The organism is Deltaproteobacteria bacterium, assembly GCA_016180855.1.
GTDB lineage: Bacteria > UBA10199 > UBA10199 > JACPAL01 > JACPAL01 > JACPAL01.
In genome coordinates this window covers 15,526-38,744 of the sequence record JACPAL010000014.1, presented here as the reverse complement: position 1 = coordinate 38,744, position 23,219 = coordinate 15,526, and the positions used below count along the sequence as shown (strand labels likewise).

Here is a 23,219-nt window from a genome sequence, read left to right as displayed (position 1 = left end):
AAGGTACGCCGGGGATAACAGGCTGATGAGGCCCGAGAGTTCATATCGACGGCTTCGTTTGGCACCTCGATGTCGGCTCATCGCATCCTGGGGCTGAAGCTGGTCCCAAGGGTTGGGCTGTTCGCCCATTAAAGCGGTACGCGAGCTGGGTTCAGAACGTCGTGAGACAGTTCGGTCCCTATCTTCCGTGGGCGTAGGAAATTTGAGAGGAGCTGTCCCTAGTACGAGAGGACCGGGATGGACGGACCTCTGGTGTACCAGTTGTCACGCCAGTGGCACAAGCTGGGTAGCTATGTCCGGATGAGATAACCGCTGAAAGCATCTAAGCGGGAAACTCGCCTCAAGATTGGATTTCCCTCCACCGCAAGGTGGATAAGACCCCTTGTAGACTACGAGGTTGATAGGCGGCAGGTGTAAGCGTAGCAATACGTTCAGCCAAGCCGTACTAATTGGTCGATCGGCTTGACCAATGTTTTTCTGTTGCACCGGCCCACCCAAGGTGGGCCGGTGTGAACAGCCTCTTGAGCGCTCAACTGTTCTTTGTGCTAAAAAGTTTCCTGTGACCATGCCGAGGGGGTTCCACCCGATCCCATTCCGAACTCGGAAGTTAAGCCCCTCAGGGCCGATGGTACTAGCGCCTCGATGCGTTGGGAGAGTAGGATGTTGCAGGAATTAATTTGAGCCCCGATCTTCTTTCGAAGGTCGGGGTTTTTTTGAAATCCATCATCTGATCAAGGGATCAGTGAGGCACCCGTGTCTATGCAGACCTTAAAAGCGCGGACCGAGCGCGTAGTCACTCTGGCCCCCGAGGCCACAGCTGTCGAGTAGGCAGATGGGTTTGAGATGACGCGCAAAAATGCTGAGCCACTTCTTGTGTAGTAACCGACCCCGTACTCGCTTCCTCTTTCTACAGTAGCTCCATAATCTCCTCCTGTGTAGAGATAGCTACCTGGAATTGTTAGTCCCACATCACCTGGTTCACAAAATGCACTGAACGTGACAGTAGAAACCGACAAGTCGCAGTTTAGGACATCAAGACCAGTGGTGTCGATACACGGCACCTCCCCACTTGGCGACACGCGGATATAAATAAGATCCGATGATGGTCCCGCTGGCCCTACTGGTCCTGCAGGCCCGGCCGGTCCTCGCGGACAGGAGACAGGGCATTCACTTCCCCTCCTTGCCGATTTGGCAAATGAAGAGGCCGAAAGGGTGGCCACTAATAAGACCGCCATGCAGATGACTGTTTTCTTCATAAGGACTCCTCTTTGTTGAATGAAGTTGCCCCCCCCCCCCCCCCCCTGAAATGGCAAGAAAAATTTGAACCCCATCTTCGATTTCGAAGGCGGGGTACTTTTTTAAGGTTGGATGGGTAGGAGAGTTAGATCGGAGTGTTTTGCAATTCTCAAAAAGTCATGGTCTGAGGTCAGCAGGGGATAACCATTTTCGATGCAGCAAGCTGCAATCAGAAAATCGGTAGGGCTCGCCTGAATTCCCTTGCGCCGGCAATGGCTTCTTAACTTTGAAGCCTGGATGAAAGAATCTCTTTTTAGAGGAACAAGGGGAAATGGATCCAGAAGCCTCACCAGTTTCTCAAAATCGACATCGGTAGCCACACCATCCAGCAATTCCTGAAGGATGTTTCCTGTCAGGTGAATACCGTCAGAACGGTCGATATGACTTCGGAAGGCCACGACATAAGGATCCTTTTCATTGACCTGTCGGCGCCGGAGGACAAGTGACCAGACCGAAGTATCAACGATGATGTTCATTCAATCTCCGGTCTTTTTTGTAATTCCAATTCTTTCGGAATTGGATGGTGCCCAAGGAGCCGAGGATCTTCTTCTGCTCGCGGCGTTCCACAAATTCCTTGAGCGCGATCGTCACTGCCTCTTTTTTTGTTTTTAGAGAACCTACTCGAACTGCCCGGCGGAGCAGTTTGTCGTCGATAGCAAGATTTGTTGGCATATTGATATGCTCTCCTTTCTCAAATCTCAACGTGTGTAGTCTTTACACATACTACCAAATGGAAGGGGATTGTCAATGGGGCCGATGGTACTAGCGCCTCGATGCGTTGGGAGAGTAGGATGTTGCAGGAATTAATTTGAGCCCCGATTTTCGAAAAAAGAAGATTGGGGCTCTTTTTTTGTGCATTACCGTGGAAAAACTGTACTCTTGAGGCGTACGCCGCATTTTTTAGAATCTGCAATTACATCGAAACCTTGTTCGTGAAATTGCGATAAATACCCGTATTTGAAGGAGGGAGTATGAAAACAACAAATCGGGCCTTTGTCCTCTGTTTCATGATGATCCTGTTCTTACCCGTCTCCGGAGTGGCCATTAGAAAAGAGGCAGGAAAAATTGTTTCTTCAACTCAAAAAAAAGTTGGGTTGCCATTAGAACTCACATTGGATCTTGGCGCGGGGAAGTTTTGTGAAAAAATTGATTCGGACTCTAAACCGGTTTGTACCTCCCTTGATACCAAGCGCTCTTCTTTTGTCTGGAAGAAAGGGAATAAGAAATTAGGCCTCTCCTATAAAAAGTTATCAAAAGGTCAGTATCAGATGACGATGATCGGACTGCCGAGCAAGAGTCTGTGGAAGATGAATTGTATCGGTTCCTTTTGCCATATCGACTGGACGACGATCTGCTTCCCGTGTCTTGACGGTTTTTTTAGTTACTGTGGTAACGGTACAGTGGAGGGGGATGAACAATGCGATGATGGCAATAATATCTTTCTGGATGGTTGTACTCCTCAATGCCGCTTTGAGCACAACTGTGGCAACGGCATTTTGGAGAATGGAGAGGAGTGCGATGATGGAAATCAGCGATCAGGGGATGGTTGTACCTTTGATTGTAAAATGCAGGAATGTGGCAATCGAATGATAGAGGCTTATGAGACCTGTGACGATGGGAATGAAGTCTCTGGTGATGGTTGTAGCAATCGCTGTGTGATTGAATGCATTTTAAGTTCTCGATCGGTTACCTCTTACCACTGTCCTTCAACCTGTGGAAATGGAGTCTTTGAGAGGGGGGAGGAGTGTGATGATGGAAATTTGGTCTCCGATGATGGCTGTAGCGCCGTTTGTGAGTCAGATGAACCGATCACCGAGCCGGACCCTGAACTCGTTACCTGTTATGCCTGTAGTGTCGGGGGGAGCTGCGAGGCGGTCTCTGCAGAACCGGCTGTCTGTTTACTCTTTTATGATGAGCCAACCTGTGGAGGAGATTGTTTGCCGGCCCCCGTTTGCGGGAATGAGATTGTAGAATTGGGTGAGGACTGCGACGATGGAAACTTGATCGATGACGATTTATGTACCAACGCCTGTCGTATCCCGGATGCAATCATTGAAGATTGTGCAGATCCTGAGGCGGCGTCCCTCGAACCCGGGACGAGGCTTCGAGAATATCCCGATTCAACCCATATTAGTCGTTGTGAAACAGAGGATTCGGTTCGGTACATTATCTGTGGAAATGACGGAGAGATTACCGTCGGTATCAATGGATGTGAAGAGGGGGTCCCCTGTGAGGAAGGGGCGTGTGTCGATGATCCTCTGCCGGAAAGTATTTGTACCGATACCGATACGACAGATGATGCTGATCTGCCTGGGAGAACAACGGTGGCATGGAGTGATGGGCGGACGGACGTTACCGCCGATTTCTGCAATGTTGACCAAAGTGCTGTTTATCAAAATCACTGTGATGACAGCTCTGACGAAATTTCACCGTGGGTCTTGACGCCTTGTGGTGCTGGTGAGACCTGCTACGATCCACCCGGGGTTGTTGAGGGGGCCTGTGTTCCGGGTGATCCTGTAACGAGCGAATGCACCGATACCGACACGCTTGATGACTCTGATCTGCCTGGCACAACGACTGTAGCGTGGAGCGATGGGCGAATTGATACTTGGAGAGATTTTTGTAACCCTGAGCGAACCGGTGTTTGGCAAAATCACTGTGATGACAGCTCTGACGAAATTTCACTGTGGGTCCTTGAGACTTGCGATCCAGGAGAGGTTTGTATTGATCCACCCGGGGTTGTTGAGGGGGCCTGTGTTTCTACTTGCTCCTGCTCCCGCACGACGGCAACTGCAACCACATCTGGTTTCGTTACGGGCGGCGATTGTGTCGTCCAGCATGATCTCTGCAGGACAAGGGTTGATGGTTCGTTTGAGCTCATTCAGTACGAGTGTGGTATCGATGGGCGACCTGCGGAATCGGCAACGACTCTATGTCCTGATGGCTGTGAAGATGGACTTTGCCTTTAAACAGGTGAGTTAGGATTGATATTTGAGTGCAATCTTGCCGGACTTGAGATTGCTATCGACTTCCTTGAGTCGGTCCAGGGTCCCGACATCATTCCAATAGCCATCATAGGGATAGCCGTAGACCCGCCCCCCTGACTGCAGCACTGGCTTGTAACCTTCCTGAATGAGACAACTCTCCCGAAGGGGGAGCCTCTCGTAGAAGGGGGGCTCAAGGATCTGCACCCCCGTATACATGAAATTATCTTGAGCGGCGTAGGTCCCTATCTGCAGGATATGGTTTTCTGCATTCATTGTGAGCGGTGTGAAGGGCGAAGGAATTTCAAGGGATCTTAAGGCCATAGTCGCAATCCCTTTTTGGGTCTCATGAAAACGGATAAAATCCTCTAGATTCAGATCGATTAGGATGTCTCCGTTTAACACCAACACGGGTTCTCCTTGAAAGAGCGGACTTGCCTGACGGATTCCCCCTCCCGTCCCAAGCAGCGACTTTTCTCGGGAATAGCGGATACGGATTCCAAACGCCTTTCCATCCTCGAGGGATGACTCAATCTTCTCCCCAAGATGGTGGAGATTGATAATGACCTCTTTAAATCCGAATCTGGCCAGGAGGCGTAGGGGATAGGAGATCAACGGTCGCCCCTCAACCGGGACAAGCACCTTGGGGGTTGTCAGGGTGAGCGGGCGGAGGCGAACACCAAAACCGGCTGCAAGGACCATCGCCTTCATACGGGATCTCCATTTTTCATGGTGTCATTTAAATTCAGGGACATATTTTTTTAGCAAAACGAATAAGCTTGATAACTCCGGTTGTCGCTCCAGGGCGGTCCGGACATAACCTAAACTAGGTGATATAAAAGGGAGAAAATTTGGATTTTTTTTGACTCGGTCAATATAGATGAACCGTCCGACGTCCTTGAGTTTTCGCTGAATCGTCATCCAGTCGAACATTTTTTTGAAATGAAGGTGGTTCTTGGAGGGCGGAGAGGTCGACCTCTCCAGGTAGTAGTCCAGGAGTCTCTGGACGTTTTCCTCAGCCAAAGAGATGTAAGAGTCACGGAGCAGGGCGACCAAATCGTAGACGGCAGGCCCCAGCAGTGCGTCCTGAAAATCGATAAGGCGCAGTGTCTCTCCTTGGACCATGAGATTCCGGCTCTGGAAATCGCGGTGGGTCGGGCCCAGCGGCAACTCGACAAGAGCTGCCGTTATTTTTTTTGTCTCTTGATGAAAGAGGTCGGTCTCATCAGACTTCAGCTTAAAGGAAAACCGCTCTTCGATGCCATACTCAAGAAAATGATCGAATTCCCAGTTGTAAAGTCTGGCATCAAACGAACGCTCAAAAAGAAGGCAGGAGTTATCAAGAGGACGGGGGCAGTTTTGAAAGCGGATCAGCAGATCAATGGCCCTTTGATACCATTTCATCTTTTCAGTCTCTCCGGCTTGTTGAAGGAGTTTTTCGAGCGGTAAGTCCCCCAAGTCCTCCAGGGTGATCTGGCGTGACGGTTCATCATAGTGGTAGACCTCAGGGACCGGAAGCCCGCAGTTTTTAAGGTAGCTTCCGATATTGAGAAAAGGGAGTTCCTTGCCAGTTTTTTTTAGGTTGGTAATCTCCTCCGAGACAGAGGCGTTTCCTTCCGGAAGCTGCATGAGGACGTAGCTTTTGCCATCGGTATCCTTTCCACGATAGTAGACTCGATTTGAAGCATCTCCATGCAGTTTTTGGAGTTCCATCGGATCAGGTTGTTCTGTCAATCTCGGTTTGTCAACAAATGGATCTTTCCCTGGAGGTTGTTTTGGCGGAAAGTACGCGCCTCCTTCAGGAGGTGGCCGCGCTCGAAGGGGTGGGTTAGCTTTTCAAGCTTTCGGCAGTATTGGTGGGCTAACCGGTTTGCAAGATGGTAACGATCTTGCTCTTCCGCCGCCAATGATTGGAACAGACTGAACCTCTCAAAAAGGGTATTCTTAAGCTCTCTTAGTGGCTCGTCCCGTTTTTGGCGTTCGAGTGTCAGTAGGCAGAAGAGGTATTTGTCGATCTCTCCCTGAAGCTCCAGTTCAAGGAGTGAAATTGGCTGTCTTTGCTGGATGCGATAGCTCACCATGAGAAAATGGCTGACTCCTTCCACCGCGGTGCAGAAAGAATCGAGATTGGAGCCGGACAGTCTCTGTTCAGGCGGAAACCTCTTTAAGGTTTCGAAAATTTTTGGATCAATATAGAGGCCGATCTCAATGAGTCCGTCTCGTTCCTTAATGAAGAGTGTCTCTTCCCGTTCGATGGGCTGGATCTTTCTGGGATCGATCAGAAAATCCTCTACAAACAACTCATGGGGACGGCTGTATAACTCCTCCATTTGTGATTGCAGATGGGCCAGAATGGTCATTGGTTTTTGAGCGGAACCTCCGCAATAGGCAGAATGCCTTCTTCGGACAGCGCCTGTTTGGCACGCTCACTGCCTGTTTTAAGCCAGGTCTCATAGAGTCGAAGGATATCCTTGTCTGACATAAAATCTGTTTTTTCACTAACTTCGGACAGGACATCGACATACGAGATAAATCGGCTCGCCAACTCTGTGAATATCTCCTCAAAAGCCGGCTCCCGGTTCATGAGCTGGGAAAGATTGCCGTAGGCGGCCCCCCCCATTTGGACATAGTAGTCGACATCGACGAGATGGCGTTTGAGGGAATCGGGGAAGAAGCCTGCAGTAAAGAGAGAGAGGTCTCCCACCTTCTTGAGCAGGGCGATCTTCTGATACAACCCCGCCTGGAGAGCTTCACACATCATGAGAGCAAGAGGCCTTTGTTTGTAGTCGGAAAGTTGTGGAGCAAAAAGCTCATCGGCCTTTGAAAAACCCTGAAGCAGGTTAACGAGGTAAAACTCGACCCCTTCCGGTGTTTTGAGCCTCTGCTTCTGGAGGGCCTCACGAATTCTCTCCCTGAAGAAAAGGAGCAGATTTGATGACGCTACATCCATCCCCACGATCCCAATTATATCGATTTCAGGCGGTAACGTCGAGCAGGTTTTTGATTCGAACAGATTATAATTTTGTCGCCACTCCATCTGATTTCTGATAAACTCACCGCCTGTTTAGAATGGGGGGAAGGGGCATGGGCGAAATACCACCGGTCATTGTTGAGGCTGCCAAGAAGAAGTTACCGCTTTGGCTAAAAGCGGTTATTGGGGTTGTCGTTGTAGGGGGGGGTGTCAGTGTGATGGCCGGGATCGGTGTAAAAATGGTCAAGGGGTATTTTGCTGAAAAGGCAGGTCATCTCGTGACCGGTCGTGAAGAAGGGCCGGATGATGAGGAAGAGGGGGAGTTCGATCAAGAGCGTTTTGAAAAGGCTTTGGAAAAGGGATTCAAGGAGGCCGGGATCCCGATCGATTTCAATCTGAAGACCGGCGGGATAGCAGTGAAGGATGATAAGAGTGGCCAGACTCTTTTTGCCACCAAGCCAACCGGTGATGTCCCACGTGACTTTCCGGCCGACATCCCGGTCTTTCAGCCTTCCACCGTGAGCGGCTCCATGCTGATGGGGCCGAACAAGTCGCTTCATCTGGAGACCGACAAGCCGATGACCGAGGTGGCCGATTTTTACCGGCAGGCGATGCCGGAACGGGGGTGGCAGGAAGATCAGACCCCGCAGGTGTTCGGTCCCAGCCCGATGAGCAACTGGATCAAGGGGCAGAGGCAGGTCTCGATCGTGGCAACCCCGCCGGAGGATGGGAAGACCTTAATCCTGATCAACATGAATGAAAAGCCCGGCGCAAACCAACAGTTGGGGGTGGTGCCGATCCCGGCGATGAACGAACAGCAGAAACAGGAGATGCAGAAGGGGATGCAGCAGTTCCAGCAGATGATGGATCAGTTGAACAAGATGCAGCAGTTACCGGCGCAGCCGACCAAATAATCAGTGAAGCCATTTTTGATATTAATGTTCTTGTCTTTGCTTGCCCGGTCCGCTTGGTCCTGCGAACCGTGCGAGTCGACCTTGGGGCTTCAAGAGACCATCCAGCAGGCCGATCTGATTATTGTCGGCCAAAAAATAAAAAATATCACCGAGCCGGGGATTCCTGAAGAGATTTCTCCGGAAATTCTGGTTCGTGTCGATCAGACCCTCAAGGGGTTTATCAAGGAGAAGGAACTCAAGGTTCACAGTTACAGCGGGGAATGTCCTTATGGGATTGTGGTCGACGACAAGAGTTATCTGATCTTCCTCAAAGGCCCCCCCTATACCGCCGTCAACCAGGGGTGTGCCGTCAAGACGGTACCGGTTGAAGAGGGTCTTGTGGCGCATGAGGGGAGACGTCTCTCTCCGACCAAATTTGTGGCTGAGTTTGGAGTTTCGGTCGGGGAGTCGCCAAGACCGGATATTCATTTTCTGGTCGACCTCTCCGGAAACATGGAGTTGGAGATGTTGATGGGCGCGGCCAAGCGGATTGACTGCGCAAAAGATGCGCTCCTGAATGTCGTCTCCCAATTGCCTTCGGAACAGGAGATCGGACTTCGTGTCTTTGGGCGGCATCCCCAAACCCTGTTTGACGATAATTGCGGGTGGGATTCGGATCTCCTCCTGCCGTTCGGTAGGGATCAGAAAGAAAAGGTGGCAGAGCTTGTCAAAGGTTTTCAAGCGGTCGGTTCCGCACCGCTCTCCTACGCCATCGTCCAGACTGAGCTTGATTTTGCCCCACGCAAAGACCGTCTGCACAAGCTCATTATCATCACCTACGGCGAAGACACCTGCAGCCATGACCCGATCATCGCGGCGCGGGATGTCGCCAACAAGGGATTCGCCTTGGAGGTTTCTGTGATCGGGCTTGATGTGAAAGAGGGGTTCGAACAACCAATGAAGGATTTGGCGAAAGAGTTTGGCGGGACCTTCACGAACATAAAATATTGCCAGGAGCTGGCGAAGACGCTCGAAGAAAAGATCGGCCGTGGTGGCGAGATGAAGATCCGCGAGCCCGAGGGGGAAGAAGAAGGAGGAGGCGGGGCGGGAGCTGGCTTAGGTGGCGGCCTTTTTATGTTTGGCGGGGGAGGGAGCTGTACGCCGGAGATGTCGCCCAAGCAAAAAGGGTGTGGGCTTGGGATACTTTTGCTCCTGATCCTCCTTTTGCTCTGGGCGATTTATAGGTATTGGAAGCGAAGAAGGGATAGAAAAAATAAAAGGAAAGAAGAATGAAATCGATCGGTTTATTGGCCGGTTACTAAAAAATGGGAAGGTGATCGATTATGACTGTGTGTACTGAAGGTGTTCATTTATGAGCCATCTCTTTCTTGTTGAGGAGTTTGGCTTGGATCCGTTTCTTGAAAACAAAGAATTGGCGGGGCGATTAAGCCGTGTGGAAGCAGAAAAAGTGTTGAGCCAAATCTTGGCGTCGTTTCGCTTGATCCCATAGTGGAAAGATCACATTAGAATTAAAGAAAAGAAATTCATTGTCATAAGCATCAATTTGTGGCATCATAGCATCAATGAGAACCACCATTACGCTTAATGATGATGTCAGTCGTAAAATCATAAAGAAAATCAAAGAGTCAGAGAAGACTGCCAAGGTGGTCTTCAATGAACTCCTTCGCTCCGCTTTAACGGAAAAAAAGAGAGAGAAGGGAAAGAGGCGATCGTTTCAGCTAGTGACCTTTGCCGGCAAGGCAGGATTAATGCCGGGTTTTAGCTGGGGCATGTCAACCTCCCAAATCCTCGATCATCTGGATGAGGAAGAGTTCAAAAAGGGTTCATGATCCTTCCGGATATTAATCTTCTGGTTTATGCCCATCGGCATGATGCTCCTCAGCATACTCAAGCGGCCGAGACCCTCCAGAAATTGGCCGATTCCCTCTCTCCGTTTGCACTCACCAGCTTTGTACTAACCGGTTTTTTAAGAATTGTAACCAATCAACGTATCTTTGTGGAGCCGAGTCTTTTGGACGATGCCCTCTTGTTTATTGAAAATCTGCTCGAGCTCGATCACTGCCGGGTGGTAGAACCGGGAGAGAGGCATTGGGAAATCATGTCGATTATGCTGAGAGAATCAAAGGCGACCGGCAACCTTGTTTCCGATGCCTATCTGGCGGCTGTCGCTGTCGAGCATGGTTGTACATTGCTAACCAATGATGCAGATTTTCGAAGATTTCCGGAATTGCGGGTGCAGAAATTTTGAGAGTGATTTACAAATTGAACCTGTCAATTTTATCCGCCTCCGCCAAGAAACCCCGCGGTCTTGCGGCGGAGCTTCATTGAATACTACTTGCTGTAATACCCACTGACCTGTCCGGCGATGGCCCCACCAATTCCACCTATGGTCGTCCAAAAGACGACACGAGCAGCGTCAATAAGCACATCAATGCCTATAAATACCTCGCGCGAAGTCACTGGATCTCTTCTGACCCTGTAGATGCCCAAGACAAGACCGAGGAGGGCACCGATCCCTGCCCCTCCCAAAGAGCGATGCATCATTCGGCTGCCTCTATCTTCGCCAGAATCATAAGAGGCGAGCAATACAGGGGCTCCTAAAACGGTTGGAATCTGAAAAACCCCAGAGGTGATCCGAAGTGATGGGGCTTGCAGTCCCTGTTGCCGTGGGATCGCTTGGGGTTCCCCTGTTACTTCGTAGGCTGATACGGAAACAATGTCTCCGGTCAATCGGTTAACGTCCGCCATGTGGTACCTCCATTGTTTGTTTCAGTTTCTGGTGGTCTTCTCGAGAGCTTGTGGCAAGAAGTTGTTAAAAATTGTGTGAGATGTGCGTCTTTTTTGTCTTGCCCGTTGGAGCGGGATAAGTAATTTAAGGTATTCTAGGAGAGCCGTTAGGGCCCCCGTAGCTCAATGGACAGAGCAGTGCACTCCTAAGGCAAAGATGGCAGTTCGATTCTGCCCGGGGGCACACAGAATGTTGATAAAGGCTCATCACCTTATTCTTCAAATTCTATGAATATGTCTCTCAGATCGTGGCAAAAAAAAGTCTTTCTCTCTGAAATTTTATTTTTTGTTTTCTTCTTAAACCAAACTGTTTTGGCCGAGATTCCCCCTGTTTGGAGTTTGGGATTGTCGGGCAGCTATCGTCTCTTCAATGATCTGACGCGTGAGCGGAGGAGTCAACCGACCTTCGGAAGCAACGGGTACGGGATTGGGCTCCATATCGGACGCCGTCAGACCGATCATTGGGGCTGGGATATACGGGGGCAATATCTCTTGCACCCTGATTCCGTCAAAACAGGTGGAACCTCCTCCTCGGCCCATATTGCGGTCGGCTCTTTTGACTCTCTACTTTATTTGACCGGACCGGACTCTTCGCTGGATCTCTATTGGTTGATCGGGCTCGGACCGTTTTTCTCGAACATCAAGCATGGCCTGTACGCAGAAACGGGATTGGGGGCGACTTTTCCGGTGGCGGGCGATCTGAATCTGGTGCTCGAGGTGGGCGGTTCGCCCGTCATCTCAGAGTTTACCGGCCTGGCGCTTTTTGGGACTTTAGGGGTTGAATGGCACTGGTGGTGATTATGGTTGATCAGCTTTTGGTTAGTCTTGACCCCTTGGCCCGTTCTGCCATGAGGGCCCAATCCTCGGGGGTCATCTCGGTCAGCATGTTGAACTGACCGGCGCCGGAGATCCATTCGCCCCCATCGATTGTTGCGACCTCACCGTTGATGTAATCGGCATAATCGGAGACAAGGTAGGCTGCGAGGTTGCTTAACTCCTCATGACGACCGGTCCTTCCAAGTGGAATTCTCTTCCTCCATTTCTCCTCGAACCCCTCCGGGACGAGATTCTTCCAGGCCTGTTCCGTCGGGAAGGGGCCCGGTGCAATTGCATTGAGCCTGATTTTGTATTTGCCCCATTCTACCGCGAGTGAGCGGGTCATCGCAAGGACGCCGGCCTTTGCACAGGCAGACGGGACAACGTAGGCCGATCCGGTCCAGGCATAGGTTGTGATGATATTTAAAACCCGTCCACCGCACTGCTGGTTAATCCAGCGGCGACCGGCTGCTTGTGTTGCATGAAAAGTGCCGTTCAAGACAATACCGACAACCGCGTTAAAGGCGTTGGGGGACAAAAACTCCGTGGGTGAGATAAAATTGCCGGCGGCGTTGTTAACGAGGACATCAATTTTTCCAAATTCCTTCTCCGCGGCGTCGAAGACCGCCTCGACCTGGTCGTAATTTCGTACGTCAGCCGCTTTAAAAAAGACCTTTGCCCCTTTGTTTTTGATCTCTGTCGATGCCTCCCTCAAGACCTCTTCGCGACGACCGGCCAGGACGAGATTGGCCCCGAGTTCAGCAAAACGAAGTGCCATCGATTTGCCAAGACCGGTTCCTCCACCCGTGATGAGGATCGTTTTGTTTTTGAGAAGACCTGGTTGGAACATTGAGTGGTCCCTACATATTTTCGACGATCGCCTTGCCGAACCCTGAACAGGAGACAAGCGTTGCACCGCTCATTTGGCGGTGGAAATCATAGGTGACCGTCTTGGCGGCAATAGCCCTTTCCAGACCTCGCGTAATGAGATCGGCCGCCTCTTTCCAGCCGATATACTCCAGCATCATGACGCCCGACAGGATGACGGAACTTGGATTGACCTTGTCCTGCCCCGCATACTTTGGAGCGGTCCCATGTGTTGCCTCAAAAACGGCACAGCCGGTGTCATAGTTGATATTGCCACCCGGGGCGATGCCGATCCCTCCGACCTGGGCGGCTAACGCGTCGCTGATATAATCGCCGTTCAAGTTCAGTGTGGCAATGACGTCGTATTCATCGGGTCGGGTAAGGATCTGTTGGAGAAAATTATCAGCGATCGCATCCTTGATGAGGAGCTTTCCGTTTATCTCTCCCCTCGATTCCTCCCACGTCACGACCTGATCCCTAAACTCCCTCTTTGCCACCTCATACCCCCACTGCATGAACGCCCCCTCCGTGAATTTCATGATGTTCCCCTTATGCACGAGGGTCAGATTGCGGCGCTTTTGCTTCAAGGCATAACGAACGGCAGCCCGAATGAGTCGTTCGGTCCCTTCACGCGAAACCGGCTTGATCCCGATGCCGGAACTCTCAGGGAAACGGATTTTTTTGACTCCCATCTCTTTCTGAAGGAAGGCAATCACTTTTTTTGCCTCGGGAGAGCCTTCCGGCCATTCAATGCCGGCATAAATGTCCTCCGTGTTTTCACGAAAGATGACCATGTCAACCTTTTCAGGTGCCTTGACGGGTGAGGGGACCCCCTTGAAGTACCTCACGGGCCGGAGACAGACATAAAGATCGAGCTCTTGCCTTAGGGTAACGTTCAAGCTCCTGACTCCTTTTCCTACAGGGGTCGTGAGCGGTCCTTTGATCGCAACTTTGTATTGTCGTATGGTATCGAGGGTCTCTTCCGGCAGATAGTTGGGGGGGCATTTCTCGCCCAAGATCTCTTTAGCCCTTTCACCGGCCAGGCTCTCTCTCCAGATGATCTTTCGGCGGACGCCATACGCCTTCTTGACGGCGGCATCAAAAACATACTGGGAGGCACGCCAGATATCCGGTCCGGTCCCGTCTCCCTGAATAAACGGGATGATCGGGTTGTCAGGTACTTCCAGGGCACCATCTTTCCTGATTTGAATCGACTCGCTCATTGACGTTGATCGATCGGGACGTACGGAAGCCCTCGTTGCCCCGTATATTCGCATTCCGGGCGGATCAGACGGTTGTTGTTGTATTGCTCCAGAATATGGGCCGTCCAACCGGTCGAACGGGACATTGCAAAGATTCCGGTAAAAAGATCCGACGGGATCCCGAGCGTCTCATAAAGAGAGGCGGAATAAAAATCGACATTGGGATCGAGTCCCTTCAGTTCTTTCATGACCCTCTGGATTTCAAGGCTCAATTCAAACCATTTCAGGTTGTTGGTCGCACGGCCGAGATTTTCTGACATCTTCATGAGGTGGGTTGCCCGCGGGTCCATCGTTTTATAGACGCGATGTCCGAAACCGAAAATCTTCTTCCGATCGGCCAGTTCCGATTCGATATATGGCTTGACGCGTGAGACGTGGCCAATCTGGCGGAGCATCTTAATCACTTCCTCATTCGCTCCTCCATGCAGTGGACCTTTCAGGGTCGCAATCGCTGCCGTGACTGAGGAGTAAATATCCGAGAGGGTGGAGGCACAGACACGGGCTGCAAAGGTAGAGGCGTTAAAGCTATGCTCCGCATGCAGGACGAGGGCGACATCCATTGCCTTGGACGCTTCGGGAACCGGCTCCTTTCCTTTAAGCTGGTGGAGGAAACGGGTCGCGAGATTCTGACCTTTTTTTAACGGGACGATCCGGTTCCCCTTTCGTAGTCGGTCGAAGGCGGCGATGAGAGTCGGAATTTTGGCGACAATCCGGAGGGCCTTGTTTTCGTTGGCGGAACGGGAGCGGTCACCTGCCTCAGGATCAAAGTGGGCCAGCATTGAGACGAATGTGCGAAGCATCCCCATCGCTGAGAGGCGTGGCGCAACCCTCTGGAGAAAATCCATGATCTCATCCGGAATATCGGAGTTCTCTTCAAGCTCGCTGATCAGGTATTGGAGTTCCCGTTTATTGGGAAGACGGTGGTTCCAAAGGAGGAAGGCGACCTCCTCAAAAGTGGAGTGGAGGGCCAGGTCATGAATCGTATAGCCGGAGTAAACCAGTTCTCCCTTTTGACCATCGATCCAGCAGATTTGGCTCTCACCGGCGATAATCCCTTCGAGTCCTGCCTTGGTACCTGTCATAAACGCGGGGAACTCTAACTCCCTCTTTTTTAATGTCAAGATGTGATATAGGAGAGAGACCGATGCCTAGCGCCTTGACACCGCGAGAGGAACTTCTGCTTCTCCAAAAGAGGATTTTTCGAGAGAATGACCGGCTGATTCGGAGCCAGGCGATCGTTCAGGAACCTTCATTTTCCGCCTATGAGAACCGGTACAAAAAATATCTAAAAAATTATGAGGCTATTTCCAGCATTGAGGAGCTGATCCAACAGGTTGACCATGCGGATATCATCTATCTCGGGGATTATCATACGAACAAGCAGTCCCAGAGGATGCTCCTGCGTCTCCTCCGACTTTTGGTTGAACGAAAAATCTCTCTGGCTGTCGGAATCGAATGGATTCAGCACCGTCACCAGCCGGTTTTGGAGGCCTATCAGCAGGAGAAAATTTCAACAGAAACCTTTCTGAAGAGAATTCAGTTTGAAAAGTACTGGTACTTTGACTTGTGGGAGAACTTCAGGCCGATCTTTGATTTTACACGGTATCATGAAATACCTCTCTTCGGGATTGAGAAATCGCTATCGGGAAACCTGACCCTTTCCGGAAGAGATCGTGAGAATGCGGAGATCATTGCGAGAATCGCCCGTACTGTTCCCGACCGAAAACTGATTCTGTTTGTTGGGGATCTGCATGTTGCCCCTCCTCATCTTCCCGCGGAGGTTCAAAGGGAGATGAAAACAGCTCGCATGTCGGACCTGATCCTCTATCAGAACAGTGAGACCATCTACTGGAGGTTAGCCGAGCAGGAGATCGAAGATCGGGTCGAGGTTGTGCGTATTGATAAGAGAAGTTTTTGTCTGATCAACACCCCGCCGATCGTCTGGCAGCAGTCTTATCTCAATTGGCTGGAGCATGAGGAGGGATCGATCGATTATGTGGATGCCAAACACAGCTTTTTGGAATTGTTACGGAGGATAGCAGAATTTCTGAAAATTTCTCTTGATCCCTCACAGTGGGAGGATGTGGAGGTTTTTACCTGCGGTGATTTAAGCTTCTTGAAAAAACTGGAAGAGGACGGAAGCTTCACTCGGCAGCAGCTTCGCCAGATTAAAAAACAGATCCTTGCCTCCGAAAGCTATTCAATCCCTTCAAAGAAGTATATCTACCTTGCCAATCTTTCGATCAATCATGCCGCTGAAGAGGCATCCCATTTTCTAAAGTTCCTCTGTGCGGGGCCTGAAGAGGCGCGCTACCTTGTGGATGCCTTTTATGCCAATGCCTTGCACGAGGCGTTCGGTTTTTTTGGGTCGAAAATTATCAATCACAAGAGAAAATGCTTTCATGAAAAGGAGTATGAAGGGCTTGTCAATTATCTCCGGTCCCCCGGGTCCCCCAAATCTCGCAGGCTTCAGATGGAGATGGCACTGTTGATTCTGGATCATAAGGAGAAAGAGAAGAGAGGCGATCCAATCCGTCACAAACGGTTTTTCAAGATGGGGCCCGATCTTTTTTTGGGGGTTACCCATGGCCTGGGTTATATGTTGGGAGACAAGCTATACTATGCCTTTCTGGCGGAGAAAATTTCAAAAAAAGAGATGAAGGAGCTGTTTTGCGATCCGATGCGGGAAGAGGGGAGACCGTTTGAGATTTATATGGGGCTTGTGCGACGGTTCCGCCGTGTCAACGTGCCAAGAAGGGTGTGAAAAGAGCAAGGCAAGCCAATCAATCAGGATATTGTTTAGAGTCGTTGATTAAGCTCTTCTAGACAGGTATAGGAAGGGAATGAGCTCCCCTTTTGAATCCTACATTACCTCTGTCATCCGTCCGATTCATCAGACAACCCGTGAGGAACGGCTGAAGATCATCCAAGAGGCAAGGTACAATCTTTTTAAAATCCCATCAAAATACGTGATGATCGATCTCCTGACCGATTCCGGAACCGGGGGGATCAGCAATCAACAGTTGGCCGAACTGATCTTGGGGGATGAAAGCTATGCCGGTTCTGCCTCTTTTGAGAAGATGAAGGAGGCGGTTTATGAGGTGACCGGTTTTGACTACCTGATTCCAACCCACCAGGGGAGGGGGGCCGAGAATGTCCTCTGCTCGACCTTAGTCAAAGAGGGGGACATTGTCCCAGGCAACAGTCATTTTGATACGACAAAAGGTCATATTGAATTTAGAAAGGCGACAGCCGTTGATTGCACGATCGATGCGGCGAGAGAGCCGACGACTCAACACCCGTTCAAAGGGAATCTTGATCTGGAGAAGTTGGAGGAGGTTCTTCGGTCGACTCCACGAGAGGGAATACCTTTTGTATTGATCACGGTCACGTGCAACTCGGGGGGAGGGCAACCGGTCTCTTTGGAAAACATTCGCGGTGTGGCCGAGCTTTGCAAGAGATACGGGGTTCGCCTCTTTTTCGACATGGCCCGGTTTGCGGAGAACGCCTACTTTATCAAGAGCCGGGAACCTGCCTTTAAAGACTGGTCGATCTTGAAGATCTGCCGCGAGATGTTTAGTCAGGCGGATGGGGCAACGATGTCGGCCAAGAAGGATGCGATTTCGGCGATGGGGGGATTTCTCGCCCTGCGGGATGAGGAGCTGTATCAAAAGTGCAGTGTTTATAGTATCCTTTTTGAAGGGTATCTCACCTACGGCGGGATGACCGGTGGTACGATGGGGGTTGTAGCTCAGGGACTCCGTGAGGTGACAGATGAGGAATATCTGCGAACACGGATTATGCAAGTGGCACAATTTGGAGAGGGTCTTCAAAGACGAGAGATCCCGATCATTGAACCGGTTGGTGGGCATGCAATCTATATCGATGCAAAACGGTTTCTACCCCCTATCCCTCAATCGGAATATCCGGCACAGGCATTGGCGGTTGCTGCCTACATTGAGGGAGGGATCAGAGGTGTTGAGGTCGGAACGGTGTTGGCCGATCGAGATCCCCGAACCGGTGAAAATCGTTATCCTGCCTTGGAGATGGTTCGTTTGGCGATTCCACGCAGGACCTTTTCCGACAATCACTTAAGGTATGTCGCGGAGGTTTTTGAACAACTACTGCGAAATCGGGATCAGATCCGGGGCCTTAAGATTACCTGGGAGGCACCTGTACTCAGGCATTTTACCTGCCAGTTCGAATTGATTTAAACTTCATTATTCGTAGTAATCGAGACCGAGGTGGGTGATCTGCTGCTCTCCCATGAGATGACGGAGCGTGTTCTTGAGCTTCATCTCCTGAATAAAGAGGTTATGCTCCGGATAAAGGCCGGGGGCCGTCATCGGGCTCTTGTAGTAGAAGGAGAGCCATTCCTGGGTCCCTTTCATCCCGGCGCGCTGAGCCAGATCCGAAAAAAGAACCAGATCGAGGACAAGCGGCGCGGCCAGAATAGAGTCGCGGCAGAGGAAATCGACCTTGAGTTGCATCGGATAACCGAGCCAACCAAACAGGTCGATATTGTCCCATCCTTCTTTATTGTCACCACGGGGCGGGTAATAATTGATGCGGACCTTGTGGTACATCTTTCCGTATAAATCGGGATAGAGGTGTGGCTGTAAGATTGTATCCAGCACCCCCAGCTTGCTCTCCTCTTTTGTCTTGAACGCATCGGGGTCGTCCAAGACCTCTCCATCACGATTTCCCAGGATGTTGGTCGAAAACCAGCCTTGAAGGCCAAGGTATCTCGCCTTGAGGCCGGGAGCGATGATTGTCTTGAGCAAGGTTTGCCCCGTCTTGAAATCTTTGCCGGAGATCGGGACGTGATTTTCCATCGCCAGTTCCTGCAGGGCGGGAATATCAACGGTCAGATTCGGAGCCCCATTGGCAAAAGGGATACGGGCCTTTAAGGCGGCATAGGCGTAAATCATGCTCGGTGCGATATCGGGGTTGTTCTCTTTTAAGCCGTTCTCAAACGCCTTCAGTGATTGATGAACCGGCTTTGGCTGGCTGTAAACCTCTGTTGATCCGCACCAGATGACAACCTGGCGAGAAAGACGGTTTTTCTTCTTGAATTGCTCAAAATCAACAAGAAGTTGATCGGCCGCCTCCATCTTGTTCTTTGTCTTTTTGACGTTCGGTCCATCGAGCTTTCTCACATAGTTTTTGTCAAAAACAGCAGGCATCGGGGCAACAGTTTCCAATTCAGGTTTCACCTGGTCCAGCAGTGTCTTTTCAAGGACACCGGCGTGAAGGGCCGATTCATAGGCATTGGCCGGGAATATGTCCCAGGCACCGAAAACAAGGTCCTGGAGGGAGGCGAGCGGAACAAACTCTTTGACAAGAGGGGTTCTGTTCTCCGTCCTCTTGCCAAGCCGGATTGTTCCGATCTGGGTCAGTGACCCGATCGGTTTGGCAATCCCTTTTTTGACCGCCTCAACCCCTGCAATCAGTGTGGTCGAGACAGCTCCCAACCCAACGAGAAGGATGCCGAGTTTTCCATCAGAGGGTCGAATGGATGTTCGTTTTTCGGTAAGTTTTTCCATAGTTGGAGCGGCATTTATCTTGCCAAAAAAAAATAAGCAACTAGTATTCAACCCCTTGCGATAAGGGGGACATCATGGGTATGGCAAACTGGGTCAAAGGAGTTATCCACACCGTCCTGCCGAATTCTATCGGCCAGGGTGTGGAGGAGCTTGAGAAGAAGGTTAAACCTCACCTTTTTGACGTCACTGACGGCTTTTATGTCGTCGAGGAGGCGCGAAAATGGGGGGTCAATTTTATCAAGAGGAGCTGGACCGATCTTGATGAGCTACGCATGCGGATCAACATGCGCCGCAAGGTCAAAAGGCATCTCGCGGCCCCTTTTCAGACCCCTGATATCATTGATGAGGTGACTGAGAGAATCTGCGAGGCGTCCAAAGATGACCCTCGGATTCGAAGGATCTTCGGTTAGAATTTATTGGTTTTTCCTTTTGTGTCGTGGGGTGTACCAGTAGTCGTACCAGAGGACGAAGGCGAGTCCTACCACGCTCATTACAATAACTGTCATATAAGCGGTAATCATTGCTTGCCTTTCTTTAAAGCCATTCCGAGTGTTAACGCTAACACAGTTCCTGCGACACCAACAAGAACCAATTTTCCGTGAAATGAACCTTGTAAAATTGGAATAGCAATATAGGAAATGAGAACGGCCTTGCTTACGTCATAGAAGTAACGGGAAAGTTCATTTCTGTTGCGATCAAAAAGGTTCATTGCAAGATACTCCTGTCCAGACTTCGATACTGAATCGCTTCACTGAGGTGGGTTGGCCCGATTTTTTCACTCTCTTCCAGATCAGCGATCGTTCGGGCAACCTTGAGGATCCGGTCATAGGCCCGTGCCGAGAGCCTCAATTTTTCAATCGCCCTCTCAAGCAATGAGGATTCCTCCGGTCCAACGGTGCAGAACTTGCGGATAAGACGCGGAGTCATCTGGCCGTTGCAATGAATTTCAAAGCAGGCCAATCGGCGATCTTGGATCTCTCTGGCCCTTAAAACCCTCTGTCTGATGGAAAATGAGGATTCACCCTCTTCCTGACTCAGGAGATCCCTGTATTTGACAGGAGGGACCTCGAGTTGGAGATCAATCCGGTCCAGAATAGGTCCTGAGATCCGGCTCCTGTAGAGTTGAATCTGTTGAGGGGTGCAGTGGCACGGGAGGGAAGAGCCAAGATAGCCACACCGACAAGGGTTCATGGAAGAGACGAGCATGACCCTTGCTGGAAAGGTGATGCTTGAATGGGCACGGGAGATCGTAATTTTTTGGGACTCCAACGGTTGCCGAAGGATATCGATGACGTTTTTTTTGAATTCGGTCAGCTCATCCAAAAAGAGGACACCGTTGTGGGCCAGACTGATCTCCCCCGGTCGTGGAGTGGCTCCACCTCCTGCAAGCCCCGCATCCGATATCGTATGATGGGGCGTCCTGAAGGGGCGTTCCAGCAGTATTGACTCTCCATGGAGGAGCCCTGCAACGCTATAAATCCTCGTTGTCTCCAGACTCTCTTCAAAACTCATGGGGGGGAGGATTGTTGGAAGTCTCTGGGAGAGCATTGTCTTGCCTGAACCGGGAGGACCGATCAAAAGGAGATGGTGGCCACCCGCCGCGGCTACCTCCATCGCCCTCTTGGCGTGGGATTGGCCTTTGATCTCAAAAAAATCGACCTCTTGCCTGCTCCTCTTTTGTTGGGGAGTGGTGGTGTCGGTCGGTGAAAGTTTTTTCTCTCCCGTGAAATGTTGGACAACCTGGGAGAGGGTTCTGACGCCCAGAACGGTTACCCCTTTTACAACGGCGGCTTCAGCGCTGTTTTTCTCCGGTAAAATGAGGTGGGGAATTTTTTTTGATCTTGCCAGAAGTGCCATCGGGAGGGCGCCTCGCACCGGCTTGATCTCTCCGTGTAAGGAGAGTTCTCCCAGCACCAGATAATCGGACAGGGGCTCTCTTGGAATCAGCTCGGAAGAGGAGAGTAGCCCGATGGCGATCGGCAGATCAAAGGCGGTTCCCTCTTTTCGGATGTTGGCCGGCGCGAGGTTGACTGTGATCCGGCGCCGATGAAAGTCATAGCCGGAGTTCCGGATGGCGGCAATCACCCGGTCTTGGCTCTCCTTGACGGACGATTCCGGCAGGCCGACGGTATTCCACTTGGCGAGACCCAGTGAGATATCAACCTCCACCTCGACCAGATAGGCATCAACTCCGAGCAGACCCGCACTTAAAATCCGCGAGAGCATTGGCTCGAACTACTGCAGGTTTGGTGCCAGATAAAGATTGAGCAGGGTGTTGAAGGGCGCTTTAAGAACAGAATCATCCATAATTCGAATGATCACCGTCCGGTTTTACTATTGTTAGTGAGGGAGGGACTCGAGAAATCTCTCACAATCAATCGCCGCCATACAACCGCTACCAGCGGCGGTGATCGCCTGACGATAGGCGGGGTCCTGGACATCGCCGCAGGCGAAGAGACCCGCGACGTTAGTTTTGGTGCCGTTGTGGGTCATGATATAGCCGTTTTTATCCATTTTGACCTGCCCCTGAAAAAGTCGCGTGTTCGGGTCGTGGCCGATTGCAACAAAGAGGCCGGCTACCTTGAGAATGCCGCTCTCGCCATTTTTTACATTCTTGAGTTGGAGTCCCTCGACTTCATTCTGTCCGAGTACGTCCTCCACAATTGTGTTCCAGACAAAGGCGATTTTCTTGTTGGAGAGGGCGCGATCTTGCATGATCTTCGAGGCGCGCAGCTGGTCACGGCGGTGGATAACCGTCACCTTGCTGGCGAATTTCGTGAGAAAGAGTGCCTCTTCAATGGCGGAATCACCCCCTCCGACGACCGCCACCTCCATGTTTCGGAAAAAGGCGCCATCACAGGTGGCACATGTCGTGACCCCTTTTCCCATCAGTCTTTTTTCATTCGGTAGGCCGATGAGACGGGCCGAGGCGCCCGTAGAGATGATAATTGTCTTCGAGGTGTAATGTTCGTTTCCAACGTCGACGGAAAAAGGTGTTTTGGAGAGGTCGACGCGGGTGACATCCTTGGTGAGGAAGCGGGTTCCAAATCTCTCCGCCTGCTTTCTTAAGGTCTCCATCAAGTCGGGACCTAAGATACCTTTTTCAAAGCCGGGATAATTTTCCACCTCCGTCGTGAGCATCAACTGTCCCCCTCGTTGGTACCCTTCAATACAGAGTGGATTTAAATCGGCACGGGCGGTGTAGATGGCTGCGGTTAAACCGGCAGGGCCGGACCCTATAATGATAACGTCTTCAGACATTAGAACGGAATATCGTCATCCGATGATCCCAAGGGAGAGGGAAGATCCTGGGCCGGTGATGGGGCCTCCGAAGGGGCTGAGTCGCGAGAACGTCCGGGGCCGGAGCCGAGAAATTGCACGGTCTGGGCGACGATCTCCACCGTCGTCTTCTTGTTCCCCTCCTTGTCATTCCACTCGCGCGAGCGGAGTCGTCCCTCAATATAAACCTGACGCCCTTTCTTCAGATACTCCTTGCAGTTCTCCGCCTGTTTCCCAAACACGACAATCCTGTGCCATTCCGTCTTTTCACCCGGAGTACCGTCTTTGCCGGTCCAACGTTCCGTTGTGGCGATACTGAAATTGGCTACCGGCTGACCGGACGGGAGATAACGAACCTCGGGGTCTTGTCCCAGATTCCCGACGAGAATGACCTTGTTCACGGATGCCATGTTCCTCCTTGTAGGTTGCAAGCTTTTCTTTTGCAAGTCTGTTTTTAAATCCTTGACGCTCTTTCCGCCCAGGCGATAAAAACCGTT

25 protein-coding genes, 1 tRNA gene and 2 rRNA genes are annotated in these 23,219 nt (G+C 51.1%); 13 read left to right on the top strand and 15 right to left on the bottom strand.

The window, feature by feature from the left end; genetic code table 11:
• Positions 1-471, top strand: a 23S ribosomal RNA gene (locus HYT77_07585); the annotation flags it as partial.
• Positions 472-555: 84 nt separating this feature from the next.
• Positions 556-672, top strand: a 5S ribosomal RNA gene (gene rrf, locus HYT77_07580).
• Between the two features lie 686 nt (positions 673-1,358).
• Here rrf and HYT77_07575 read toward each other — a convergent pair.
• Positions 1,359-1,772 (bottom strand): PIN domain-containing protein, encoded by a 414-nt coding sequence (locus HYT77_07575; protein ID MBI2067856.1) that lies wholly within the window; start codon positions 1,770-1,772, stop codon positions 1,359-1,361.
• Positions 1,756-1,968 carry a type II toxin-antitoxin system VapB family antitoxin gene (locus HYT77_07570; protein MBI2067855.1) on the bottom strand — a complete coding sequence of 71 codons (213 nt, stop codon included), beginning with the start codon at positions 1,966-1,968 and terminating at the stop codon, positions 1,756-1,758. The genes HYT77_07575 and HYT77_07570 overlap by 17 nt, the downstream gene beginning before the upstream one ends.
• Before the next feature lie 299 nt (positions 1,969-2,267).
• Here HYT77_07570 and HYT77_07565 point away from each other — a divergent pair, with 299 nt between their 5' ends.
• Positions 2,268-4,265, top strand: coding sequence for a DUF4215 domain-containing protein (locus HYT77_07565; protein MBI2067854.1), 1,998 nt, complete (start codon positions 2,268-2,270; stop codon positions 4,263-4,265).
• A 9-nt stretch (positions 4,266-4,274) separates the two neighbouring features.
• Here the strand turns inward: HYT77_07565 and HYT77_07560 are convergent, their stop codons facing one another.
• Genes HYT77_07560 through HYT77_07545 form a run of 4 tightly spaced genes read right to left on the bottom strand, consistent with a single transcriptional unit; the run spans position 4,275 to position 7,230 of the window.
• Complete coding sequence (locus tag HYT77_07560; protein ID MBI2067853.1) at positions 4,275-4,991, bottom strand: nucleotidyltransferase family protein; 717 nt, start codon at positions 4,989-4,991, stop codon at positions 4,275-4,277.
• Between the two features lie 24 nt (positions 4,992-5,015).
• Positions 5,016-5,993, bottom strand: coding sequence for a phosphotransferase (locus tag HYT77_07555; GenBank protein MBI2067852.1), 978 nt, complete (start codon positions 5,991-5,993; stop codon positions 5,016-5,018).
• A gap of 17 nt (positions 5,994-6,010) precedes the next feature.
• Entirely contained in the window at positions 6,011-6,640 is a 630-nt protein-coding gene (locus HYT77_07550; protein MBI2067851.1) for a hypothetical protein, read from the bottom strand.
• Entirely contained in the window at positions 6,637-7,230 is a 594-nt protein-coding gene (locus HYT77_07545) for a hypothetical protein (GenBank protein MBI2067850.1), read from the bottom strand. The genes HYT77_07550 and HYT77_07545 overlap by 4 nt, the downstream gene beginning before the upstream one ends.
• Positions 7,231-7,364: 134 nt before the next feature.
• On the opposite strand from HYT77_07545, the gene HYT77_07540 reads away from it, so the two are divergent.
• The 5 genes from HYT77_07540 (at position 7,365) to HYT77_07520 (ending at position 10,413) form a co-directional block, all read left to right on the top strand.
• On the top strand, positions 7,365-8,165 hold the full coding sequence (locus HYT77_07540) for a hypothetical protein (GenBank protein MBI2067849.1): 801 nt from the start codon (positions 7,365-7,367) through the stop codon (positions 8,163-8,165).
• A 36-nt stretch (positions 8,166-8,201) separates the two neighbouring features.
• Complete coding sequence (locus HYT77_07535) at positions 8,202-9,437, top strand: VWA domain-containing protein (protein MBI2067848.1); 1,236 nt, start codon at positions 8,202-8,204, stop codon at positions 9,435-9,437.
• 79 nt (positions 9,438-9,516) lie between these two features.
• Positions 9,517-9,654 carry a hypothetical protein gene (locus tag HYT77_07530; GenBank protein ID MBI2067847.1) on the top strand — a complete coding sequence of 46 codons (138 nt, stop codon included), beginning with the start codon at positions 9,517-9,519 and terminating at the stop codon, positions 9,652-9,654.
• Positions 9,655-9,727: 73 nt separating this feature from the next.
• Positions 9,728-9,994, top strand: coding sequence for a hypothetical protein (locus HYT77_07525; protein ID MBI2067846.1), 267 nt, complete (start codon positions 9,728-9,730; stop codon positions 9,992-9,994).
• Positions 9,991-10,413 carry a type II toxin-antitoxin system VapC family toxin gene (locus HYT77_07520; GenBank protein ID MBI2067845.1) on the top strand — a complete coding sequence of 141 codons (423 nt, stop codon included), beginning with the start codon at positions 9,991-9,993 and terminating at the stop codon, positions 10,411-10,413. Before HYT77_07525 ends, HYT77_07520 begins: the two co-directional genes overlap by 4 nt.
• 83 nt (positions 10,414-10,496) lie before the next feature.
• Here HYT77_07520 and HYT77_07515 read toward each other — a convergent pair whose 3' ends face one another.
• Positions 10,497-10,913 carry a hypothetical protein gene (locus HYT77_07515; protein MBI2067844.1) on the bottom strand — a complete coding sequence of 139 codons (417 nt, stop codon included), beginning with the start codon at positions 10,911-10,913 and terminating at the stop codon, positions 10,497-10,499.
• Positions 10,914-11,064: 151 nt separating this feature from the next.
• On the opposite strand from HYT77_07515, the gene HYT77_07510 reads away from it, so the two are divergent.
• Together HYT77_07510 and HYT77_07505 are read left to right on the top strand one after the other, a co-directional pair.
• A tRNA-Arg gene (locus HYT77_07510) sits at positions 11,065-11,136 on the top strand.
• 44 nt (positions 11,137-11,180) lie between these two features.
• Entirely contained in the window at positions 11,181-11,750 is a 570-nt protein-coding gene (locus HYT77_07505) for a hypothetical protein (GenBank protein ID MBI2067843.1), read from the top strand.
• A 10-nt stretch (positions 11,751-11,760) separates the two neighbouring features.
• Here the strand turns inward: HYT77_07505 and HYT77_07500 are convergent, their stop codons facing one another.
• From HYT77_07500 to HYT77_07490, 3 genes are read right to left on the bottom strand one after another with little or no spacing between them, the layout of a single operon-like run.
• Positions 11,761-12,618 (bottom strand): SDR family oxidoreductase, encoded by an 858-nt coding sequence (locus HYT77_07500; protein ID MBI2067842.1) that lies wholly within the window; start codon positions 12,616-12,618, stop codon positions 11,761-11,763.
• Positions 12,619-12,628: 10 nt separating this feature from the next.
• Positions 12,629-13,858, bottom strand: a complete 1,230-nt coding sequence (icd, locus tag HYT77_07495) for an NADP-dependent isocitrate dehydrogenase (protein MBI2067841.1) — start codon at positions 13,856-13,858, stop codon at positions 12,629-12,631.
• Positions 13,855-14,979, bottom strand: a complete 1,125-nt coding sequence (locus tag HYT77_07490; protein MBI2067840.1) for a citrate synthase — start codon at positions 14,977-14,979, stop codon at positions 13,855-13,857. Before HYT77_07490 ends, icd begins: the two co-directional genes overlap by 4 nt.
• 62 nt (positions 14,980-15,041) lie before the next feature.
• On the opposite strand from HYT77_07490, the gene HYT77_07485 reads away from it, so the two are divergent.
• Together HYT77_07485 and HYT77_07480 are read left to right on the top strand one after the other, a co-directional pair.
• A complete protein-coding gene (locus tag HYT77_07485) occupies positions 15,042-16,661 on the top strand; it encodes a ChaN family lipoprotein (protein ID MBI2067839.1) in 1,620 nt (539 codons plus the stop codon).
• Positions 16,662-16,740: 79 nt separating this feature from the next.
• Positions 16,741-18,111 (top strand): tryptophanase, encoded by a 1,371-nt coding sequence (locus HYT77_07480; protein ID MBI2067838.1) that lies wholly within the window; start codon positions 16,741-16,743, stop codon positions 18,109-18,111.
• A 6-nt stretch (positions 18,112-18,117) separates the two neighbouring features.
• Here HYT77_07480 and HYT77_07475 read toward each other — a convergent pair whose 3' ends face one another.
• Entirely contained in the window at positions 18,118-19,443 is a 1,326-nt protein-coding gene (locus tag HYT77_07475) for an inositol-3-phosphate synthase (GenBank protein ID MBI2067837.1), read from the bottom strand.
• Positions 19,444-19,517: 74 nt separating this feature from the next.
• Between HYT77_07475 and HYT77_07470 the strand changes: the two genes are divergently transcribed.
• The gene (locus tag HYT77_07470; protein ID MBI2067836.1) at positions 19,518-19,853 is read left to right on the top strand and encodes a hypothetical protein; all 336 of its coding nucleotides are present in this window, start codon (positions 19,518-19,520) and stop codon (positions 19,851-19,853) included.
• A 107-nt stretch (positions 19,854-19,960) separates the two neighbouring features.
• On the opposite strand, the gene HYT77_07465 is transcribed toward HYT77_07470, so the two are convergent.
• The 4 genes from HYT77_07465 to HYT77_07450 all read right to left on the bottom strand — a co-directional run bounded on the left by HYT77_07465 (position 19,961) and on the right by HYT77_07450 (position 23,132).
• Positions 19,961-20,152, bottom strand: a complete 192-nt coding sequence (locus tag HYT77_07465) for a hypothetical protein (GenBank protein MBI2067835.1) — start codon at positions 20,150-20,152, stop codon at positions 19,961-19,963.
• Positions 20,149-21,669, bottom strand: coding sequence for a YifB family Mg chelatase-like AAA ATPase (locus HYT77_07460; protein ID MBI2067834.1), 1,521 nt, complete (start codon positions 21,667-21,669; stop codon positions 20,149-20,151). The genes HYT77_07465 and HYT77_07460 overlap by 4 nt, the downstream gene beginning before the upstream one ends.
• A 114-nt stretch (positions 21,670-21,783) precedes the next feature.
• Positions 21,784-22,704: a thioredoxin-disulfide reductase gene (trxB, locus tag HYT77_07455; protein ID MBI2067833.1), complete on the bottom strand. Its 921-nt coding sequence runs from the start codon at positions 22,702-22,704 to the stop codon at positions 21,784-21,786.
• Positions 22,704-23,132: a single-stranded DNA-binding protein gene (locus tag HYT77_07450; GenBank protein ID MBI2067832.1), complete on the bottom strand. Its 429-nt coding sequence runs from the start codon at positions 23,130-23,132 to the stop codon at positions 22,704-22,706. Before HYT77_07450 ends, trxB begins: the two co-directional genes overlap by 1 nt.
• Positions 23,133-23,219 lie beyond the last annotated feature (87 nt).

What these genes read in the sequence shown, in the direction of transcription:
- HYT77_07575 (MBI2067856.1), bottom strand. Translation starts at nt 1,772, where the DNA reads ATGAACATCATCGTTGATACTTCGGTCTGGTCACTTGTCCTCCGGCGC.
- HYT77_07570 (MBI2067855.1), bottom strand. Translation starts at nt 1,968, where the DNA reads ATGCCAACAAATCTTGCTATCGACGACAAACTGCTCCGCCGGGCAGTT.
- HYT77_07565 (MBI2067854.1), top strand. Translation starts at nt 2,268, where the DNA reads ATGAAAACAACAAATCGGGCCTTTGTCCTCTGTTTCATGATGATCCTG.
- HYT77_07560 (MBI2067853.1), bottom strand. Translation starts at nt 4,991, where the DNA reads ATGAAGGCGATGGTCCTTGCAGCCGGTTTTGGTGTTCGCCTCCGCCCG.
- HYT77_07555 (MBI2067852.1), bottom strand. Translation starts at nt 5,993, where the DNA reads ATGGAACTCCAAAAACTGCATGGAGATGCTTCAAATCGAGTCTACTAT.
- HYT77_07550 (MBI2067851.1), bottom strand. Translation starts at nt 6,640, where the DNA reads ATGACCATTCTGGCCCATCTGCAATCACAAATGGAGGAGTTATACAGC.
- HYT77_07545 (MBI2067850.1), bottom strand. Translation starts at nt 7,230, where the DNA reads ATGGATGTAGCGTCATCAAATCTGCTCCTTTTCTTCAGGGAGAGAATT.
- HYT77_07540 (MBI2067849.1), top strand. Translation starts at nt 7,365, where the DNA reads ATGGGCGAAATACCACCGGTCATTGTTGAGGCTGCCAAGAAGAAGTTA.
- HYT77_07530 (MBI2067847.1), top strand. Translation starts at nt 9,517, where the DNA reads ATGAGCCATCTCTTTCTTGTTGAGGAGTTTGGCTTGGATCCGTTTCTT.
- HYT77_07525 (MBI2067846.1), top strand. Translation starts at nt 9,728, where the DNA reads ATGAGAACCACCATTACGCTTAATGATGATGTCAGTCGTAAAATCATA.
- HYT77_07520 (MBI2067845.1), top strand. Translation starts at nt 9,991, where the DNA reads ATGATCCTTCCGGATATTAATCTTCTGGTTTATGCCCATCGGCATGAT.
- HYT77_07515 (MBI2067844.1), bottom strand. Translation starts at nt 10,913, where the DNA reads ATGGCGGACGTTAACCGATTGACCGGAGACATTGTTTCCGTATCAGCC.
- HYT77_07505 (MBI2067843.1), top strand. Translation starts at nt 11,181, where the DNA reads ATGAATATGTCTCTCAGATCGTGGCAAAAAAAAGTCTTTCTCTCTGAA.
- HYT77_07500 (MBI2067842.1), bottom strand. Translation starts at nt 12,618, where the DNA reads ATGTTCCAACCAGGTCTTCTCAAAAACAAAACGATCCTCATCACGGGT.
- icd (MBI2067841.1), bottom strand. Translation starts at nt 13,858, where the DNA reads ATGAGCGAGTCGATTCAAATCAGGAAAGATGGTGCCCTGGAAGTACCT.
- HYT77_07490 (MBI2067840.1), bottom strand. Translation starts at nt 14,979, where the DNA reads ATGACAGGTACCAAGGCAGGACTCGAAGGGATTATCGCCGGTGAGAGC.
- HYT77_07485 (MBI2067839.1), top strand. Translation starts at nt 15,042, where the DNA reads ATGCCTAGCGCCTTGACACCGCGAGAGGAACTTCTGCTTCTCCAAAAG.
- HYT77_07480 (MBI2067838.1), top strand. Translation starts at nt 16,741, where the DNA reads ATGAGCTCCCCTTTTGAATCCTACATTACCTCTGTCATCCGTCCGATT.
- HYT77_07475 (MBI2067837.1), bottom strand. Translation starts at nt 19,443, where the DNA reads ATGGAAAAACTTACCGAAAAACGAACATCCATTCGACCCTCTGATGGA.
- HYT77_07470 (MBI2067836.1), top strand. Translation starts at nt 19,518, where the DNA reads ATGGGTATGGCAAACTGGGTCAAAGGAGTTATCCACACCGTCCTGCCG.
- HYT77_07465 (MBI2067835.1), bottom strand. Translation starts at nt 20,152, where the DNA reads ATGAACCTTTTTGATCGCAACAGAAATGAACTTTCCCGTTACTTCTAT.
- HYT77_07460 (MBI2067834.1), bottom strand. Translation starts at nt 21,669, where the DNA reads ATGCTCTCGCGGATTTTAAGTGCGGGTCTGCTCGGAGTTGATGCCTAT.
- trxB (MBI2067833.1), bottom strand. Translation starts at nt 22,704, where the DNA reads ATGTCTGAAGACGTTATCATTATAGGGTCCGGCCCTGCCGGTTTAACC.
- HYT77_07450 (MBI2067832.1), bottom strand. Translation starts at nt 23,132, where the DNA reads ATGGCATCCGTGAACAAGGTCATTCTCGTCGGGAATCTGGGACAAGAC.